Source organism: Kitasatospora sp. NPDC023118 (genome assembly GCF_055560875.1).
The window spans coordinates 43,279-58,832 of sequence record NZ_JBVHHW010000008.1 but is presented as its reverse complement, the minus strand read 5'-3'; the positions used below and the strand labels follow the sequence as shown (position 1 = coordinate 58,832).

Below are 15,554 nucleotides of genomic sequence, written 5' to 3'. Positions count from 1 at the left end.
CCCTTGACGCTCACATGCCACCGCCGGAAGGATGCCCGGATCATCCACCCGCCCCGTCGCACGCCGACGGGCCGCCCGACCCCGGGGATCCACCGTGGCCCTGCACTCCCTGCTCCGCCGAAGCAAGTCCCGAAGCCCTCGGCTGCGCCGCACCGCCCGCTTAGTCGGCGCCGCCCTCCTGACCCTCGCCGGCACCCTCGCCGCCGCCGGGCCCGCCCACGCCGACTTCGGCACCGGCTACCACGACCCGGTCACCGCCACCAAGCCGCTCACCCGCCCCGACACCCGCTCCTGCACCGTCGAGGTGATGCACGAGCGCGAGTTCCGCAACGGGTACGGCAATCCGCCCGACACCCCGTACACCGCCACCCTCACCCCGCCCGCCGACTGCGCCGGGCCCTGGTCGGCGGTGGTCATGGACCTCCACGGGCAGGTCGCCGGGCGGCAGTTCGACCGGATCTTCAGCATTCGCGTCGGCGGCGTGCAGGTCCTGCTCTCCTCCACCCCGGAGCCGTCCAAGGACGGCATCCGGTGGAACGTCGAGCGCGATCTCACCCGCTACGCCCCGCTGTTCACGGCCGGACCGCAGCCGTTCTCCTTCGACCTCGCCAACGTCACCGACGCCACCTACACCGGCGTCTACAAGATCTCGGCGAGCCTGACCTTCTACACCGCGAACGACCGCTGGCCCGCCGCGCGCGGCGCCGACCAGCTGCTCACCACCGGCCCGTTCGCGCTCACCCAGGCCGCCCCGACCGCCGGGCGCGAGCTCACCTTCCCGCAGAACCTGGAGCGTCTGACCGCCGAGGTCTACGCCCGCGGCGGCGGCGCCTGCGAGGAGTTCGCCTACGCCTCCGCGCCGGACGCCTTCGTCGCCGCCAACCCGTCGATCGGCGCCTGCGGCAAGGGCCCGTTCCGCGAGCTGCGGCTCACCGTGGACGGCCGGGTGGCCGGCGCGGTATGGCCGTACCCGGTGATCTACACCGGCGGCTGGGACCCGCTGCTGTGGCGGCCGATCCCGGGCATCTTCGCCTTCGACCTGCCCGCCTACCGGCTCGACCTCACCCCGTACGTCGGCCTGCTGCTGGACGGGCGCCCGCACACCGTCGGCATCACGGTCAACGCGAGCGAGGCGCAGAGCAACGACGTCTGGACCGGCCAGGTCAACCTGTTCGCCGAGGTCGACCACGGCACCGCCCGCACCTCCGGGCAGCTCACCGACTACCGGGTCGCCCCCGAGGCCACCGTGGGCACCGAGCTCACCGACCACGGCGGCGGCAGCGGCGACTGGACCGTCACCGCCGCCCGGCACGACCTCGCCCGGGGCTGGGTGCAGACCTCGCACGGCCGGATCACCACCGAGGTCCGCGACGACCTCGCCTTCAGCTCCGCCCAGCAACTGCGCGACAGCGGCAACGACGTGACGCTGCACAACGGCACCGACCTCACCCGCACCACCGCCACCTGGGGCGGCGGACCGCACCGCACCACCACGGTGCACGAGGGTGAGCCGCTGGACGTCACGTACAAGGTCACCCACGACGCGGCCGGGAACACCGACCAGCGCACCGCGATGGACCTCGGCTACCACCGCGAGGCCACCACGGCGACCGGCGGCCACGTCACCGAGCGCTCCACCGTGGACCACACCCTGCGACCCACCGCCCAGCGCCACGACGGGGACCGCACGGTGCGGACCGGCAGCAGCGTCGAGGACTACCGCAGCACCGGGCCGGAGGGGCCGTACCACCGGACGCTCAGCTTCGTGGACGGCTGGTAGTGGGTCGACGGCTCGGAGTGCCCGGCGAAGGCCTCGCAGCTTGCGAAATTTGCCCGAATTCGGGCCGTTCACCCCTGGTGCGCGCGCCGTAGGAGGCGCATGATGGGAGATGGACCTGCGAGGTAGCTGAAGGAAGTTCGACCGCAGGAGGCAGTGGCGACAGATCGAGACGGATCAGGGTCTGCCGCTGAGCACTACCTCGGTCGACGATCGAACTACCGGCCGGAGGACATTATGTCCGGAGGCCACCCCCACCTCGTAGGTTCCGCGCGTCCACGGAGCATCCCCTCGGCCCCGTGGGCGCGCTCCCGTTCCGCCCCGGTCACTGCGGCACCGGGTAGCCCACCTCCCAGGCGTACACGGCGATCCCGACCCGGTTCGGCACGCCCAGCTTGCGCTGGATGCTGGCCACGTGGGTCTTCACCGTGCCCCGGGAGATGAACAGTTCGGCGGCGATGTCGGCGTTGGTGCGGCCCGCGGCGACGTGACCGGCGATCTCCACCTCGCGCTCGGTCAGCGGTACCACCGGGGCCGGCCGCGCGGGCCGGCGCGGCGCCGTCACGTGCTTCAGCAGCCGCACCGTGACCGACGGGCTGATCAGACTCTCCCCGTCCGCCGCCGCCCGGACCGCCTCGGCCAGCAGGGACGGGCCGGAACGCTTCAGCAGGAACCCGGACGCGCCGTGCCGCAGCGCCGGGTAGACGTACTCGTCCAGGTCGAAGGTGGTCAGCACCACCACCCGCACCGAACCGGACAGCCGCCGGGTCACCTCCAGCCCGTCCAGCCTCGGCATCCGGATGTCCACCAGCGCGACGTCCGGCCGCAGTTCGGCCGCCAGCTCCAGCGCGGCCTGCCCGTCGCCGGCCTCGCCGACCACCTCGATGTCCGGCTGCGCGTCGAGGATCCGCCGCACGCTCCGCCGTACGGCCTCCTGGTCGTCCGCGATCAGGGTGCGGATCACCCGCGGACACTCACCGTTCGTACTCGTCACAGCGGGCAGTCTCCCGCATCGCCCGCCCGGTGGGAAAGTTCACGCTGCCGGTCCGGCGCGGTTCACCTCCGTCCGGTGAGGCTGGCCGCCATGAACGCATCCAGTGGACGTCTCCCCGTCAGCAGGCGCGGGCTCCTGGCCGGGGCGACCGGTCTCGGCCTCGGCGGCGCCGTCTCCCTCTCCGGCATCGCGCCCACCCCGGCCGTCGCCTCCCCGCTGCTGTGGGAGCGGCCGGACCGCTCCGGCGCCCCGCGGGTGGCCGGACTGCACCTGCAGTTCGGCTCGGACGCCTCGCGCGAGGTCACGGTCTCCTGGCACACCACCATGTCCGTCTCCAACCCCAGGGTGATGTACGGGACTTCGCACGGCGGCTTCGGCCGCAGCGAGCAGGCCGAGACTCGCACCTACCGGGACGCCGCCTCCGGCACCGAGGTCCAGGTGCACCACGCCCGGCTCACCGGCCTGCGCCCGGACACGGACTACGTCTACGCCGCCGTCCACGACGGCGCCACCCCCGAGCTCGGCACCGTCCGCACCGCCCCGCGCGGTCGGGCCGCCTTCACCTTCACCAGCTTCGGCGACCAGGGCACCCCCACCCTCGGCAAGCAGACCGCCAACGGCTACGCCAACGACAACCTCGGCAGCCCGGCCGCGGGCGACACCACCGCCGGGGTCGAACGGGTCGCCCCGCTGTTCCACCTGGTCAACGGCGACCTCTGCTACGCCAACCTCGCCACCGACCGGGTCCGCACCTGGTCCGACTGGTTCGAGAACAACACCCGCTCGGCCCGCCACCGGCCCTGGATGCCCGCCGCCAGCAACCACGAGAACGAGCGCGGCAACGGCCCGATCGGCTACGGCGCCTACCAGGCCTACTTCGACCTGCCGGACGCCGGCTCGGACGACGAACTGCACGGCCTCTGGTACGCGTTCACGGCCGGCTCGGTCCGCGTCATCAGCCTCAACAACGACGACGTCGCCTATCAGGACGGCGGCAACTCCTATGTGCACGGCTACTCCGGTGGCGCCCAGCAGCGATGGCTGGAGCGGGAGTTGATCGCCGCCAACGCGGACCCGGGGATCGACTGGATCGTGGTCTGCATGCACCAGGTGGTCATCTCCACCGCCGACAAGTTCAACGGCGCCGACCTCGGCGTCCGCGAAGCCTGGGTACCGCTGTTCGACAAGTACGGCGTCGACCTGGTGGTCTGCGGCCACGAGCACCACTACGAGCGCTCCCACCCGGTCCGCGGCCAGCAGCCGACCGACACCCGCACCCCGATCCCGACCGCCACCGACACCGAGACCGTCGACACCACCCAGGGCACCGTCCACATGGTCATCGGCGGCGGCGGCACCTCCGCCCCCTCCAACAAGCTCTTCTTCACCCCCGCCAAGGCCCGCGTCATCACCGGCGTCGGCCCCGTCGACAGGGCCACCGGCAAGCGGCCCCCGGTCTACGTGATCGAGGACGCCCCCTGGTCCGCCTTCCGCGACGCCGACAACCCGTACGGCTTCGCCTCCTTCGACGTCAACCCGGGCGAACACGGCGGCGACACCACCATCGACGTGACGTACTACTCCGTCAGCGGCCCCTCCGGCGACCTCGTCCCGGTCGACCGCTTCACCCTCACCCGCCCGCGCGGCGCCCGGGGCGGCGGCCGCGAGCGCTGAGACGCCCGACGGGGGTGCGGGTGTGCCCCGTGGGCGGTGCTGCCGACCATCAGGACGGCCGCCGACCCGCACGGACGCGGGGTCGGCCGAGCCCGCTCGGCCGACCCCACCGGGCAGCTCAGCGCTACCGCCCCGGCAGCACGCACACCACCTGCCACCCCGCCGGGGCGACCGGGCCCGAGGTCAGGGTGCCGCCGTGGGCCGCCGCACGGGCCGTGAGGCCGGGCAGGCCGGTACCGCCCGAGCCGGGCCGGCGGCGCAGCAGGGGCCTGCGAACGGCGGGGCCGCCGTCGTCGGTGACGGTCACCCGGACGGCACTCCCGTCGTCCGCGGGGGCCACCCGGACGGTCACCTCGGTGGCCTGCGGGGCGTGTCGCCGGATGTTGGTGAGGGCCTCCAGGACGACGGCGTACACGGTCGCCTCGGCCTCGGCGGCGAGCAGCCCGGCGGCCTCCGGGGCCAGCTCGACGGTGGCGCACGGGCCGCCCGTCGTACCGAAGCGCGCGACCAGCTCCGGCAGGTCGGCCAGGCCGAGTCGGCGGGTGGTCCCGACCGCCGCCCGGTCCTCCCGCAGGGCGCCGACCATCTCGTCCATCGAGTCGAGCGCGCGCAGGCCCGCCTCCTCCAGGCGGCGCAGCAGGGCGGCGGTCTCCCCCGCTTCCTGACCCGGGAGTTGGCCGGCCTGGGCCTCCAGCACGATCCCGGTGATCTCGTGGGCGACGAAGTCGTGCAGGCCGCGGGCGACTTCGAGCCGCTGCTCGCGCCTCGCCCGGGTGACGGCGCGTTCCCGGCGAGCGTCCAGGACGCGCAGGTAGAGGCTCGCCCCGGCGACCCCGAGCACCGGGAGCAGGGACAGCAGCACACCGAAAACCGGCCCGGCCGCGCCGCCGTGCGGCATCCGGAGGGCGAACCGCAGCGGCAGTACGACGGCCGCGAACCCGACCAGTCCGCCGATCGGCCCGGCCCACCGGTCGGGCAGCCTGCGGACGGCTCGGAACAGCACGCCGAGCAGCGCGAACCACTCGAACGGCAGCCAGAACGCGGGCAGCCGGTACGGCCCCTGGTAGAGCAGGTCGACCAGCAGCGAGGCCCCGGCCACCGCTCCCGCGGCAGCGGTCGGCGTGATCCGCCCGAGCGGCTACGACAGCAGCGCCACCACCGCGGCGAGCGCGGCCGTCAGGGCGAGCAGCACGGCCGCACCGTGGTCCCCCGGGTGCGCGAGCGCGATGGGCGCGAGCAGCAGGAGGGCGGCGACGACGGCGGACCGGCGACGGGGCCGAACAGGGCGGGTCAGGGGGTCGGTACGCACACCGCCGAGCCTACGGGCAGCTCTCCCGGGGGAGGCGGGCTCCTCCCCGCGATGGAGGCAACTCCCCTCCACAGCGGGAGGTTTGCCCGGCTCGCCCGGGCCAGACTCGATGCCGTCGGAATAACCGCCCGCAGGAGGTCGAATCATCATGAACCGTCGTCTCGCCGTCGCCGCGGCCTCGCTCTGTCTCCTCGCGGCGACGGTCGCCACCGCCGCTCCGGCCTCCGCTGGGGAACCGGTCCCGTCAGGGGAGGCAGTCGCCGCCGGCTACGGGTCGGTGAGCCTGCACGGAAGTGGCGGCGCCGTCCTCGACTCCAGGTTCCACGATTTCGAGGGCGACCCGGTCCAGCTCACGATCGACACCCATGCCGACGACCTCAATCCCCTGAAGACCACCCGCGGTCACTTCCACGTCCGTCATGTGCACACCGACGGCCGGCTGGTGGGCGACTTCGAGGGGGACATCACCTGCCTGGCCGTCGGCGGCCGGGAGGCCATCGCCACCGGCGTGATCACCAACGGCGAGTTGCCGTGGTTCCCGGGCCGGCCGCTGATCGGCCAGAAGGTGGCGCTCACGGTGGAGGATGAAGGTCGGCACGGGGACCGGGTCGGCTGGGTCTGGGGCTTCCTCGGCCAGCCGGTCTCGGACTGCCAGGGCACGGTACCGTTCATCCGCACGACCACCGGCGACTTCACCGTGCGCGGCTGACCAGCGCCCGACCGGGGCCTTCCGATGACCGGCCGGGTGTCACCATCCGCCCGATCCCCCGGACCTCTGGAGGCCCGATGTTCCTCGACCGCCCGACCACACTCGGGTCGGCCGAAGCCGGCGCGGGGTTCAACGACCCCACCGGGGAGGGCCGTTGAACCCCGCATCCGTACCCCCGCCGAATCCCGAGCCCGAGCACCAGCACCCCGACTACGACCGACTCGCCGCCGTCGGCCCGTACTTCGCTCTCGACACCTCCCCCGCCGGAGCCCCGCCGCCCGGCTTCCGTCCACTGCCGGAGCTGTACGCCACCGGGCCGGACGCCCCGCTCGCGACCCGGGTCCGGGTGGTGGCGCAGCACCTGGGCACGGCCGAGCTCCGGGTCGCCGCCTCGATCCTGCACCTCGGGCTGGCCGCCCGGTTCTGGTCGGTGGGCGTCGGATCGGCCGTCCTGCTGGGGACGGTCCCGACGCTGGAGCGCGCCTGGGTGCGGATCCCAAACCAGGGGCCGATCGACCTCTGGACGCCGCCGGAACCGATCCGCCAGGTTTCCGGGGAGCTCGTCGATCAGCTTCACCAGGCCGTGCTGATCGGCCAGCTGGAGCCACTGGCAGCAGCAGTGCGCGCCGCCGCGCCGCTCTCGGCGCGCCTGCTGCGCGGCAACGCCGCCTCCGCACTGGCCGGGACGTTCCGGGTGCTGGACGCCCATGCGACGGGTCCGGCCAGGGAGTTGGTCGCGCAGCTGCTGGACCGTCCGCCGCTGGCGGGCTCCGGCGCGCTGCTCACCGGCCCGCGCGGTACAACGTTCCGGCGGACGAGCTGTTGCCTCTACTACCGGATCGGGCCGGGCGCGGGGCTCTGCGGGGACTGCTGCTTCACCCGGCCGCCGGCCCGACGGAAGCGGGACGACTAGCACCTGCACGAACGGCCCGCGCCTGGCTTGTCCAAGGCCGGGCGCGGGCCGCCAATCCCCCACCCGGCGCCGATGCCCGAGGCACCGGGTGAAGCCTTCCCGGGCCTTCCGAGGCCCTGCGGTCGGCGGTCCTCAGACCGCGACCGCCTCCTCCATCTCCTCCTCGGCCTCCGCCGCCGTCTCCACCGGACGCCGCCCGCGGCCCTCGCACATCGCCGCGGCGACCAGGGCCGCCCCGCCCAGGAGCAGCCAGACCAGCAGGGTCACCACGTGCCCGCCGAGGCCGGCGCCGCCGTCGAAGTACATGATGCTGCGCGCGCCCTCCAGGAAGCCGGCGCCGGTCCAGAAACCGTGCAGGGCGCCGAAGAAGCCGCTCTGCAGCTCAGGCCGGTAGATGCCGCCGGAGGAGGTGAAGTTCAGCATCACGAACAGCACCATCAGGGCCAGCGTGGTCCACTTCTTCAGGAAGCTGTGCAGGCCGATGCCGATCAGCACGATGCCCGCCGAGTAGAGCCAGCCGAGCGCCCAGATCGCGGCGTAGTCGTGGTCGACCACGTGGAAGACCGGTCCGGCGGTGACGATCCCGATCACGCTGACGACCAGCGAGACCGCCACGCCCGCCAGCACCCGGATCCGCATGCTCAGCCCGGCACCGGCGGCGCCGATCGCCGCGACGCTGGCGTAGGAGCCGATGCTCAGCGCGACCAGGAGGAAGAACAGGCCCTGCCCCGTCGGGTCGCCCTTGGCGGGGGTGGTGAGGTCGGTGACGTGCAGCGGGACGCCCTGCTTGTCGGTGACGTTGGTGAACACCGCCGTGGCGGCCACCACCGAGGTGTCCGAGTTGCCCTTCGCCACGATCAGCTCGGGGCTCTTGGTGTCCGGGACGAAGGCGCCGACCAGGTCGCGGTCGCGCAGCAGTTGTTCGGCGGCGGCGCGGTCGCCGACCGTGCGCACGTCGAGCGCGTCACCGGCCTTGGTCTGGATGGCCTGCGCCAGCCCCCGCGCCTGCGGGCTGGTCCCGACCACGGCGACCTTGAGGTGGTTCGGCTCCGGCTGGTGAAAGGCGGCTTGGTAGGCGAGGGCCATGCCCAGGCACATCAGCAGCGGGGTGAGCAGGTGGACGGCGAGGTGCTTGAGCGAGCGCCCCAGGGTGGGCGCTGCGGCGGGTGTCCGGGGTGTGCTCATGGCGTTCGTACGTCCTCCGGCGAGCTTTCGATCAAGGTGGTGAATACAACCAATGCAGGTGGTAAATGCAACTATCTATGGATGTAGCTTACAACTATTAGACGCCGATCGAAAGCCGGGCCGACCCCAAGCCGCTCAGTCCGACAGCTCGAACACTCCGTACGAGAACCCGTCCGCCCGCAGCTCGCCGTCCGCCACCCGCACGCCCTGCGCCTCCAGCGGCCGCGCCCCGCCCCGGCCGTCCGCCAGCCGCACCGCCCCCGGCTCCCGGCGCGGGTTGACCGCCACCAGGTACCGTCCGGCCCGGGTGTACACCAGCGGGTACCCGGCGTTGCGCACCTCCACCCCACCGGAGGCGCCCAGCCCCGGATGCGCCCGGCGCAGCGCGATCAGCCGACGGACGGTGTGCAGCAGCGAGGTCGGGTCGGCTCGCTGGGAGAGCACGTCCGGGCGCTGCGGGTCCGGGTCCAGCGGCAGGTAGAACCGCTCGGGCGGCGCGCTGGAGAACCCGGCGGCGGGGCCGGGCGTCCACTGCATCGGGGTCCGCGAACCCGCCCGGTTGAAGCGCGGCCCGAGCACGCTGCCCTCGACGTCCGGCAGCCCGGGCACGTACCGCATGCCGATCTCGTCGCCGTAGTAGACGGCGGGCAGGGTCGGCCAGGTGAGCAGGAAGGCGAAGGCGGGGGCGAGCTGCTCGCCGCCGCGCGGGCCGGTGGCGAGCCGGGAGAAGTCGTGGTTGGCGGTGGGCAGCACGATGTGCCCGCTGCCCTCGGTCAGCTCGGCGGCGGAGCGCCAGGCGTCCAGGAACGGCTGCGGGGTGCCGCGCCCCTCGGCCTCGAAGTAGCACGGGCCCTGCTGCCAGAACTCCTCCACCGTCCCGGCGTTGTTGTTCCAGAGCGAGCGCAGCGGAAGGCCGTGGTCGTCGCCGCCGAAGTGCAGGAAGAAGTCCGCGTGGAATCCGGCCGCGACGGCTGCGGCGGGCTCGCCCCACTCGGCGAACAGTGCGGCCCCGGGGTGGGTGCGGTCCAGCCAGTCGCGCAGCTCGGCCCAGAGCTTGGCGGTCTCGGCCTTGCCCGGGTCGTCCTTGACCAGCGAGTACGCCATGTCCACCCGGAACCCGGCCACGCCGAGGCCGAGCCAGTGGGCCATGATCCCGCGCAGCGCCGCCCGGTTGGCGCGCGGACCGTCGGCGTCCACCGGCTGACGCCACGGCTCCTCGGAACTGCCGCGCGCATAGCCGAAGTTGAGCGCGGGCTGACAGTCGAAGAAGTTCGGCCGATACCAGCCGGGGCGGCTGCCGGGCGAGGCGACGAAGCCGTCCACCTGCCGGTCGGACCAGATGTAGCGGTGGTCGGACGGGTCCTCGGCCGCGGCCAGGAACCAGGGGTGGCGGTCGGAGGTGTGTCCGGCGACCAGGTCCAGCAGGATCCGGATGCCCCGGCCGCGCGCCGCCTCGACCAGCGCGACCAGGTCCTCGGTGCGGCCGTAGCGCGGCGCCGGGGTGAGGTAGTCGGTGACGTCGTAGCCGGCGTCGCGGAACGGCGAGGCGAAGCAGGGGTTGAGCCAGACCGTGTCCACGCCGAGCCAGGCGAGGTGGTCGAGGTGCTCGGTGATGCCGGCGAAGTCGCCGATGCCGTCCCCGTCGGAGTCGGCGAAGGATTGCGGGTAGATCTGGTAGAGGACGGCGTCGTCCAGCCAGTCAGGCCCGGGGCGGGTCGAGGTCATGGGGTGGGTCCTCCTACCGGGTCCGGGGGCGTACGGGCCGGGGCCGAGGGGCCGGGCTTGCCCGGCTGAGCCGGGTGCCAACGATTCTCGTCCAATCCCGGCCGTCCCGACAGGCCGCCTCCCCGCGATCCCGGCCCGGCTCAGCTCCACGGTCCCGGCCCGACCGCCCCGCTACCGTTCGAAAGGCGCCGCACACGCCTCCGTGAACACCCGGGCCCGCCGGGTGATCTCCGCCCAGTCCCCCGCCGCGACCGCCTCCGGCGGCACCACGTCCGTCCCCGCGCACACCGCGAGTGCGCCCTGTGCCAGAAACTCGGCCGCGTTTCCCGCGTTCACGCCGCCGGAGGCCACCAGCGGCACGTCCGGGTACGGCCCGCGAAGGTCCTTGAAGTAGCCGGGTCCGAACGCCCGGGCCGGGAAGATCTTGACGGCGGCCGCCCCGAGGTCCACCGCCCGGGCCACCTCAGTCGGGGTGAGCGCCCCCAGCACCACCGGCACCCCGCACGCCCGCGCCCGCTCCGCGACCTCGGGCCGGCAGCCGGGGGTGACCAGGAAGGACGCCCCGGCGGCGATGCCGCGCTCGGCCTGCTCGGTGGTCAGCACCGTCCCGGCCCCGACCCGCCATCCCGCTTCGGACGCCCGAGCCAGATGGTCCGTCACATCCGGTGTGGTGCAGGTGAATTCGGCGAGCCGGATGCCGCCCGCCGCGAGCGCGGCGCAGAGCGCGGCGGCGTCCGGGATGCGGGGCGCGCGGACCACCGCGATCACCGGATCGCCGCTCAGCGCGGAAAGCCCGGCGGACGAAGCGGCGGAGCGGCCGGCCGAGAGCCCGGCGGACGAAGCGGCGGAGGAGCCGGCGGAAGGAGCGGTCATGGGGCCAGAGTTCCTCGATCGGTGCGGCGCAGGGCGCGCCCCGGCCGGGTGCCGGTGGTACGACCCTGCCGGACGACGGCGGTGCCGTTGACGTACACGTACACGATCCCCTCGGCGGGCAGCCGGGGTTGCTCGAAGGTGGCGGCGTCCCGGACCCGCTCGGGGTCGAAGAGCACCAGGTCGGCGTGGTGTCCGGGGGCGATCCGCCCGCGCCGGTGCAGTCCCAGCCGGGCGGCGGGCCGGCCGGTCATCCGGGCGACCGTCTCCTCCATGGTCAGCACGCCCGAATCCCGGCTGTAATGGCCGAGGTAGCGCGGGAAGGCGCCCCAGGCACGCGGGTGCGGGCGGGCGCCGACCAGCAGCCCGTCGCTGCCGACGGTGTGCGCGCGGTGGCGCATGATCGCCCGGACGTTCTCCTCGTGTCCGACGTGCTGGAGGATCGTGGTGGCCAGCCCGTCGCGGCGCAGCAGGTCGAGGAAGACCTCCGTCCCGCCGCGCCCCTGCTCGGCGGCGAGTTCGGCGACCGTCCGGCCGACCACCCCCGTGAGCTCGGCCGAGCGGACGCCGGAGATCTGAATCGTCGCCCAGTCCGCGACCACGCCGTGGCAGCCGTCGCTGCCCTTCTCCTCCACCTCGTACCGGATCCGCTCGCACTGCGCCGGATCGGCCAGCCGCGCCAGCGTCGCGGCCGGTCCGCCTTCGCCGGCCCAACTCGGCAGCAGGGCGGCCAGGGTGGTGGAGCCGGACAGGTAGGGGTAGCTGTCCAGGGTGAGGTCGACACCGTCGGCGAGCGCCCGGTCGACCAGCTCCAGCAGTTCGCCCGCCCGGCCCCGGTTGACGCCGAAGTTCATCGTGGCGTGGGTCAGGTGCAGTGCGCAGCCGGACCGCCGGGAGATCTCCACCATCTCCGCGTAGCCCGCCAACGCCCCGGCACCGTAGGAGCGTTGGTGTGGGGCGTGGAAGCCGCCGTAGGCCGCCACCACGGTGCACAGCTCGACCAGCTCGGCGGTGTCGGCGTACATCCCGGGGGTGTAGCTGAGGCCGCTGGACATGCCGACCGCGCCCTCCAGCAGGCTCTTCGCCAACACCTGCCGCATCCGGTCGAGTTCGGCCTGGGTGGGCGGGCGGTCGACCCAGCCCATGGCAAGCATCCGCAGTGTGCCGTGCGGCACGAGGTAGCAGGCGTTCACGGCGACGCCGGTGCGGTCGATCCGGTCCAGATAGCCGGCGACGTCACGCCAGTCCCAGTCGAGGTCCTCCGGATCGCCGTTCCAGCCCGCCAGTTGGCGGCGCAGCGCGGGCAGCGTGGTGTCGTCCACCGGGGCATAGGAGAGACCGTCCTGGCCGAGGACCTCGCAGGTGACGCCCTGGGTGACCTTGGCCGGGTGCTCGGGTTCGAGCAGCAGGGCCAGGTCGGAGTGGGCGTGCATGTCGATGAACCCGGGGGCGAGCACCAGCCCGTCGGCGTCCACCACCGACGGCGCGTCCAGGCTCTGGCCGATCTCGGCGATCAGGCCGTCGGCGATCCGGACATCGGCCCGGTAGCGCTCGGCGCCGGTGCCGTCGACGACCGTCGCGCCCTTGAAGACCGTTCTCGCCGCCTCCGTCATCAGAAGAACGTCCTGACCAGCCCGGTGACCTTCGGCTCGGCCGCGTCGGCGGAGTCCAGCACCGGGATCGCCGTCCACTTGTCGAAGGCCGTGCACGGGTGCGAGACGCCGAGCCGCAGCACCGCGCCGATCGGCGCGAGGTCGCCCGCGCCGCGCAGGAAGGCGTGCTGGTCGTTGAGCGCGGTGATCCGGGCCGCCGCGCCGGTCAACTCAGCTCCACCACGGACAAGTTGCGGCTCCGGAAGGCCCTCGTCGAAGGGCAGGTCGCGCTTGCCCGCGTCCAGCAGCGCCAGTTGCGGCTCGGGCCGGGAGGCCACCCGGGCCCAGCCGTGCAGCGCGCCGCGGAACGCGGCCTGGCCGCTGTGCCGGGCGAGCGGCGAGATGCCCCGGTAGAAGCCGTCGTCGTGGGCGATGTACGCGCCCGAGCGCAGCACCACCAGGGCCTCCGGCAGTGCGGCCAACTCCTCGACCACCAGGTCGAAGTAGGCGCTGCCGCCGGCCGAGACCACCGGCGGCGCATCGTCCGGGTAGGCGCCGGCGAGCCGGCCGTGCAACTCGCCGAGGGCCTTCAGGTAGCCGCGGACGGTGGCCAGCCCCTCGGCGGTGGCGTCGTGGGCGAGCGCGCCCTCGTACCCGCCGACGCCCGCGAGCCGCAGGGTGGGCGCACGCAGGACGGCGGCGGCGATCTCGACGGCCGCGTCCACCCCGCGCGCGCCGGTCCGCCCGCCCGGGCCGCCGAGTTCGACCAACACCTCGACCGGCCGCTCGGCCCCGGCGGCGCGCAGCGCCTCGTCCATCAGCCGGACGCCCTCGGTGGAGTCGGTCCAGCAGAGGAAGGCGAAGCCCGGGTCGGCGCGCAGCTCGGCGGCGAGCCAGGCCAGCCCGGCCGGGTCGAGCAGGGTGTTGGCGAGCAGGATCCGCCGCACGCCGAAGGCGCGGGCGACCCGGACCTGCGGCAGGTTGGCGAGGGTGATGCCGTGGCTGCCGGCGGCGAGCTGGGCCTGCCACAGGGCGGGCGCCATGGTGGTCTTGCCGTGCGGGGCGAGCGCGACGCCCGCCTTGGCGCACCAGTCGGCCATGGTACGGACGTTGTGGTCGAGCGCGGCGCCGTCGAGGGTGAGCAGCGGGGTGCCGAGTGAGGAGAGCGTGGGGCCGGTGGCGAGCCAGTCCCGGACGGTGTGCCCCCAGCTCTCCGGCGGGGCGGCCTTGAACCGCCAGTCGAGCGTCTCATCGGCCAACGCCGCCACCGCACCTTCGGCGATGCCCGGCCCGTTGGTGCCGCTCGCGAACGTCTGCTCCACCTTTTCCTCCATCCACCTCGTTGCAACATGCGCAACGAGGGTTGCACATGCTGGCAGCACGGTTCTAGCATCGGCGCCGGATCACGGTCAACGGACCCGGCTGACGGTCGAACAGCGGCGCTCAAGCACCGACGGTCTGACGCCGACGCCGACGCACCGACGCTCACGCACCGACGCTCACGCACCGACGGTCGGCCCAGGTCGACCCGCGCACGACGGAACGGCCGCAGACGAGGAGCCCAGCAGATGCCGCGACAGGACACCCCGGGGCCGACCCGCCCCGGTCCTCCCCCGACGGCCGTCTGCGTGGGCGAATCGATGGCCGCCCTGCTCCCGGACCGCCCGGGCCCGCTGGAGGCGGTGGAGAACTTCCGACTGTCCGTCGGCGGCGCGGAGTCCAACGTGGCCGGGACGCTGGCCGCACTCGGCGTGCCGACCGCCTGGATCAGCCGGGTCGGCGACGACGGCTTCGGCCGCCGCCTGCTCGCCGAGCTCACTGCCCGCGGAGTGGACGTCTCCGCCGTCACGGTCGACCCGCACCGACCGACCGGCCTCTACCTCAAGGAGGTCGGCGGCGACACCGGCCACCGGCACGACCTCGGCCCCGGCCGCAGCCGCCCGCACTACCACCGGCGCGGCTCCGCGGCCGCCGCGCTCTCCCCCGTACTGCTCACCGACCCGGCCGCCGTCGCGCTGCTGGCCGGCGCCCGGCTGCTGCACCTGTCCGGCATCACCGCCGCACTCTCCGACGACTGCCTGGCCCTGCTGCGCGCCCTGCTCGCCGACCGCCGCCCGGGCCGGCTGGTCAGCTTCGACCTCAACTGGCGCCCCGCGCTCTGGCGCGACCGCGACCCGGCTGTGCTGCCGCCGCTGCTGGACGCCGCCGATCTGCTGCTGCTCGGCGCCGACGAGGCACAGGCCGCCTTCGGCACCGACGAGCCCACCGCGCTGCGCCGCCGTTTCCCCTCCCCCGTCACCGTCGTGGTCAAGGACGCCGCCCGGGCGGCCACCGCCCTGGAGCGGGACGGTACGGCGGTCGCCGAACCGGCACTGGCCGTCGAGGTGGTCGAGGCCACCGGCGCGGGTGACGCCTTCGCGGCCGGCTACCTGGCCGGCACGATCCACGGCCTGGACCAGCGCGGCCGACTGCGGCTCGGCCACCTGAGCGCCGCCTGCGCGCTGACCGCCCCCGGCGACCAGGCCGAGCTGCCGCCCGAGCCCGTGGTGGCCGCGCTGCTCGACGCCTCGCCCGCAGACTGGGCCGCCACCCGGGTCAGCGCCGAGGGCGTCACCTCCCCGGCGCTGCCCGCCGACGACCGGTCCCGGGCCCGGGGCGAGCAGTCCTGGACCCGAGGCAACCGACCTCGGACCCACGGCGAACAGCCCCGAGCCCAGGCCGACCCGCCCCGGCCGCAGGCCGACCCGACCGGGGCACGGGCCGATCGGGCCCGGGCACGATGAGCACGACCCCCCGCCCACCGACC

Annotated in this window: 13 protein-coding genes; 5 read left to right on the top strand and 8 right to left on the bottom strand. The window is 74.1% G+C overall.

The features are described 5' to 3' along the window. The first annotated feature begins 94 nt into the window (after nt 1–94). Nucleotides 95–1,780 carry a peptide-N4-asparagine amidase gene (locus ACZ3UD_RS12385; RefSeq protein WP_465585547.1) on the top strand — a complete coding sequence of 562 codons (1,686 nt, stop codon included), beginning with the start codon at nt 95–97 and terminating at the stop codon, nt 1,778–1,780. A 322-nt stretch (nt 1,781–2,102) separates the two neighbouring features. On the opposite strand, the gene ACZ3UD_RS12380 is transcribed toward ACZ3UD_RS12385, so the two are convergent. Next, nucleotides 2,103–2,771, bottom strand: coding sequence for a response regulator (locus ACZ3UD_RS12380; protein ID WP_465585545.1), 669 nt, complete (start codon nt 2,769–2,771; stop codon nt 2,103–2,105). Between the two features lie 90 nt (nt 2,772–2,861). Here ACZ3UD_RS12380 and ACZ3UD_RS12375 point away from each other — a divergent pair, with 90 nt between their 5' ends. Further along, a complete protein-coding gene (locus ACZ3UD_RS12375) occupies nt 2,862–4,445 on the top strand; it encodes a purple acid phosphatase family protein (protein ID WP_465585543.1) in 1,584 nt (527 codons plus the stop codon). Nucleotides 4,446–4,569: 124 nt separating this feature from the next. On the opposite strand, the gene ACZ3UD_RS12370 is transcribed toward ACZ3UD_RS12375, so the two are convergent. Further along, nucleotides 4,570–5,544 carry a sensor histidine kinase gene (locus ACZ3UD_RS12370; RefSeq protein WP_465585541.1) on the bottom strand — a complete coding sequence of 325 codons (975 nt, stop codon included), beginning with the start codon at nt 5,542–5,544 and terminating at the stop codon, nt 4,570–4,572. Nucleotides 5,545–5,583: 39 nt separating this feature from the next. Further along, nucleotides 5,584–5,754: a hypothetical protein gene (locus ACZ3UD_RS12365; RefSeq protein ID WP_465585539.1), complete on the bottom strand. Its 171-nt coding sequence runs from the start codon at nt 5,752–5,754 to the stop codon at nt 5,584–5,586. A 148-nt stretch (nt 5,755–5,902) separates the two neighbouring features. On the opposite strand from ACZ3UD_RS12365, the gene ACZ3UD_RS12360 reads away from it, so the two are divergent. Together ACZ3UD_RS12360 and ACZ3UD_RS12355 are read left to right on the top strand one after the other, a co-directional pair. Continuing rightward, nucleotides 5,903–6,463, top strand: coding sequence for a hypothetical protein (locus ACZ3UD_RS12360; RefSeq protein ID WP_465585538.1), 561 nt, complete (start codon nt 5,903–5,905; stop codon nt 6,461–6,463). Nucleotides 6,464–6,617: 154 nt separating this feature from the next. Further along, on the top strand, nt 6,618–7,376 hold the full coding sequence (locus ACZ3UD_RS12355) for a (2Fe-2S)-binding protein (protein WP_465585537.1): 759 nt from the start codon (nt 6,618–6,620) through the stop codon (nt 7,374–7,376). A 132-nt stretch (nt 7,377–7,508) separates the two neighbouring features. Here the strand turns inward: ACZ3UD_RS12355 and ACZ3UD_RS12350 are convergent, their stop codons facing one another. The 5 genes from ACZ3UD_RS12350 to ACZ3UD_RS12330 form a co-directional block, all read right to left on the bottom strand. Continuing rightward, nucleotides 7,509–8,561 carry an ABC transporter permease gene (locus tag ACZ3UD_RS12350; protein ID WP_465585535.1) on the bottom strand — a complete coding sequence of 351 codons (1,053 nt, stop codon included), beginning with the start codon at nt 8,559–8,561 and terminating at the stop codon, nt 7,509–7,511. A 135-nt stretch (nt 8,562–8,696) separates the two neighbouring features. Next, the gene (locus tag ACZ3UD_RS12345) at nt 8,697–10,286 is read right to left on the bottom strand and encodes an alpha-amylase family glycosyl hydrolase (RefSeq protein WP_465585533.1); all 1,590 of its coding nucleotides are present in this window, start codon (nt 10,284–10,286) and stop codon (nt 8,697–8,699) included. Nucleotides 10,287–10,457: 171 nt separating this feature from the next. Then, nucleotides 10,458–11,159 (bottom strand): bifunctional 4-hydroxy-2-oxoglutarate aldolase/2-dehydro-3-deoxy-phosphogluconate aldolase, encoded by a 702-nt coding sequence (locus tag ACZ3UD_RS12340; protein ID WP_465585532.1) that lies wholly within the window; start codon nt 11,157–11,159, stop codon nt 10,458–10,460. Next, complete coding sequence (locus ACZ3UD_RS12335) at nt 11,156–12,769, bottom strand: N-acyl-D-amino-acid deacylase family protein (protein WP_465585530.1); 1,614 nt, start codon at nt 12,767–12,769, stop codon at nt 11,156–11,158. The genes ACZ3UD_RS12340 and ACZ3UD_RS12335 overlap by 4 nt, the downstream gene beginning before the upstream one ends. Then, nucleotides 12,769–14,070, bottom strand: a complete 1,302-nt coding sequence (locus ACZ3UD_RS12330; protein WP_465585529.1) for a type III PLP-dependent enzyme domain-containing protein — start codon at nt 14,068–14,070, stop codon at nt 12,769–12,771. Before ACZ3UD_RS12330 ends, ACZ3UD_RS12335 begins: the two co-directional genes overlap by 1 nt. A 246-nt stretch (nt 14,071–14,316) precedes the next feature. On the opposite strand from ACZ3UD_RS12330, the gene ACZ3UD_RS12325 reads away from it, so the two are divergent. Further along, nucleotides 14,317–15,531 carry a sugar kinase gene (locus ACZ3UD_RS12325; RefSeq protein WP_465585527.1) on the top strand — a complete coding sequence of 405 codons (1,215 nt, stop codon included), beginning with the start codon at nt 14,317–14,319 and terminating at the stop codon, nt 15,529–15,531. Nucleotides 15,532–15,554 lie beyond the last annotated feature (23 nt).

Coding starts and splice junctions, on each gene's coding strand:
- ACZ3UD_RS12360 (WP_465585538.1), top strand. CDS start 5,903: ATGAACCGTCGTCTCGCCGTCGCCGCGGCCTCGCTCTGTCTCCTCGCG.
- ACZ3UD_RS12375 (WP_465585543.1), top strand. CDS start 2,862: ATGAACGCATCCAGTGGACGTCTCCCCGTCAGCAGGCGCGGGCTCCTG.
- ACZ3UD_RS12345 (WP_465585533.1), bottom strand. CDS start 10,286: ATGACCTCGACCCGCCCCGGGCCTGACTGGCTGGACGACGCCGTCCTC.
- ACZ3UD_RS12340 (WP_465585532.1), bottom strand. CDS start 11,159: ATGACCGCTCCTTCCGCCGGCTCCTCCGCCGCTTCGTCCGCCGGGCTC.
- ACZ3UD_RS12325 (WP_465585527.1), top strand. CDS start 14,317: ATGCCGCGACAGGACACCCCGGGGCCGACCCGCCCCGGTCCTCCCCCG.
- ACZ3UD_RS12350 (WP_465585535.1), bottom strand. CDS start 8,561: ATGAGCACACCCCGGACACCCGCCGCAGCGCCCACCCTGGGGCGCTCG.
- ACZ3UD_RS12335 (WP_465585530.1), bottom strand. CDS start 12,769: ATGACGGAGGCGGCGAGAACGGTCTTCAAGGGCGCGACGGTCGTCGAC.